Annotated in this window: 1 protein-coding gene and 2 pseudogenes; 2 read left to right on the plus strand and 1 reads right to left on the minus strand. The window is 68.7% G+C overall.

The genetic code is table 11. From position 1 onward, the window contains the following. Nucleotides 1–384 precede the first annotated feature (384 nt). Nucleotides 385–1,266: pseudogene (locus tag AB0B89_RS36025) on the plus strand (IS481 family transposase); the annotation flags it as partial. 90 nt (nucleotides 1,267–1,356) lie between these two features. Beyond that, a complete protein-coding gene (locus AB0B89_RS36030; RefSeq protein ID WP_358562166.1) occupies nucleotides 1,357–1,674 on the plus strand; it encodes a transposase in 318 nt (105 codons plus the stop codon). An 11-nt stretch (nucleotides 1,675–1,685) separates the two neighbouring features. Here AB0B89_RS36030 and AB0B89_RS36035 read toward each other — a convergent pair. After that, nucleotides 1,686–2,369: pseudogene (locus AB0B89_RS36035) on the minus strand (hypothetical protein); the annotation flags it as partial.

Genomic DNA, 2,369 nt, shown 5'->3' on the forward strand with positions numbered 1-2,369 from the left:
TCGGTCACATCAAAGCGCGCCACATCCGAGTTCTATCAGCCATGACCAGCCCGCTACCGGACCCCACCAAGATCCGAACGTCAAACAGCTCCTAGCGCCAAGGGATTGAGGCCCGCCTTCACCGGAACCTAGACGTTCGCTGATGGCGGTCAGGCCAGCCCGCCTGTGGCGTGGCCGTCAGCCAGAGGGCGTCGGGGCCGGCGATGGAGGCTACGACATCTGCCACGCCGGAGGGTTGCCCGAGGCGGGCCTGGTGTACTGACCACGGACGTTGGTGACAGCACGACAGGATCAGCGACACGCTGTTGATGGTCTTGAAATGGGTGAGGGCCTTCTGGCGTGGTGTGAGTCGACCAAGATTCACATCGCCCGCCGGAGGCCCTCATGCCCCACCGTAACGCCCCGCTGACCGAGACCGGCCGACTTCGGCTCGCGCGTTGCATCGTCGAGGACGGCTGGAGCATCCGCCGCGCGGCCGAACGCTTTCAGGTCTCCCACACCACCGCGGCCCGGTGGGCCGGCCGCTACCGCCAGTACGGCCCGGCCGGGATGGCCGACCGCTCCTCCCGCCCGCACCGCAGCCCGGCCCGCACCCGGCAACGCACCGAACGGCGGATCTGCAAGCTGCGGGTGACCCTGCGGCTAGGACCAGCCCGCATCGCCGCCCGCCTGGGCCTGACGCCCTCCACCGTGCACCGCGTCCTCATCCGGTACGGCATGCCACCGCTGGCCCACCTGGACCGGGCCACCGCCACACCCATCCGCCGCTACGAGCGCGAACGCCCCGGCGAGCTGGTGCACATCGACATCAAGAAACTGGGCAACATCCCCGACGGCGGCGGCCACCGCGTCCTGGGCCGCGCCGCCGGACGACGCAACCGCCAAGCCACCCCCGTCACCTCACGCAACGCCCACGGCAACCCACGCCTGGGCCACGGCTTCCTGCACACTGCCCTGGACGACCACTCCCGGCTGGCCTACACCGAGATCCTCACCGACGAGACCAAGCAAACCGCAACCGCCTTCCTGACCCGCGCCCAAGCCTGGCTGGCCGCTCACGGCATCACCATCGAGCGCGTCCTGACCGACAACGGCAGCTGCTACCGATCACGCCTGTGGGCCGACACCTGCGCCCAATTGGCCATCACCCACAAGCGCACCCGCCCCTACCGGCCACAGACCAACGGCAAGGTCGAACGCTTCCACCGCACCCTGGCCGAAGAATGGGCCTACGCCCGCCCCTACACCTCAGAAGCCGAACGCCGCGCAGCACTTGATCCGGCCCCTCCCCCCGAAGCGTGGACACCTTGAGTGCCAGATCATGGAGATCTGGAGACCAAGGAGTTCCTGGTGGTCATGAAGGTCTATCCGGCTGAGTTCAAAGCCGATGCTGTCGCGTTGTACCTGTCGGATCCGGCCCGGACGATCGCCTCGGTGGCCCGGGATCTGGGTATCAGCCGGGAGACGCTGCGGTTGTGGGTGCGCCAGGCCCAAGCGGCCGGCACCGCACCGGCCAAGGCCGGGCCGGTGCCGAAGCGCTCGAACGCCCCGATACCCTCCGACGACGTGGAAGAGGAGAACAAGCAGCTCAAGGCCCGGATCAGGGAGCTGGAGCTGGAGCGCGACATCCTGCGCCGGGCGGCCAAGTATTTCGCCGGGGAGACCAACTGGTGAGGACCCGTCAATTAACTACTGCCCGAGTTGATGTTGGTTTCGTAGGCGGTGATCTCGTTTTGGAGGGCCTCGATCGAGCGGGGCGGGTGGGTCCGGCGGCGGGGCTGGGCGAGGATTGCGGCCAGGTCGGGGGCGGCGAAGCCCAGCAGGGGCCGGGTCCGGTGGGCGTGGTAGCTGAGGGTGTTGCGGTCTCGGCCGAGTAGCCGGGCGGCCAGGGTGAGTGTGACGGTGTTGCGGTGGCTCAGCACCGCGGCCAGGACGTGGTGCTGGTGGTCGAGGAACCCGAACCCGGGATTGTGCCCACGCCGGTTGATGCCCTTGCGTTTCTCACGTTCGGCCTCGGCCAGGGTCCGGCGCCAGGGCTCGAGTTCGGTCACGAGCCGGTCGAACTGGTCGCGGGACATGCCGGTCAGAGCGGGGTGGGTGAGCAGGTAGGTGCCCTCAGCCGGGATCGGGGGCGCCTTGCCCTGTTCCGGCTCGGCTGGTGGCGCCGTGCTGGGATCGTAGGGCGCGATCGTGTAGTTCCACTCGCCGTGGAAGTCGTCACGCTGGACGCGCTGCAGGAGTACCTGGCGCTGCTCCTTGGTGAGGGTCCGGCCGGTGGGGTAGTCGCCCTCGTCCAGGACGGCGCTGACGGTCAGGCCGGTGCTGGTGCGGGTTGCCGAGATGCTCTGCAGCAGCGCCTCATAGCTGGT

Source organism: Sphaerisporangium sp. NPDC049002 (assembly GCF_040649355.1).
Lineage (GTDB): Bacteria > Actinomycetota > Actinomycetes > Streptosporangiales > Streptosporangiaceae > Sphaerisporangium.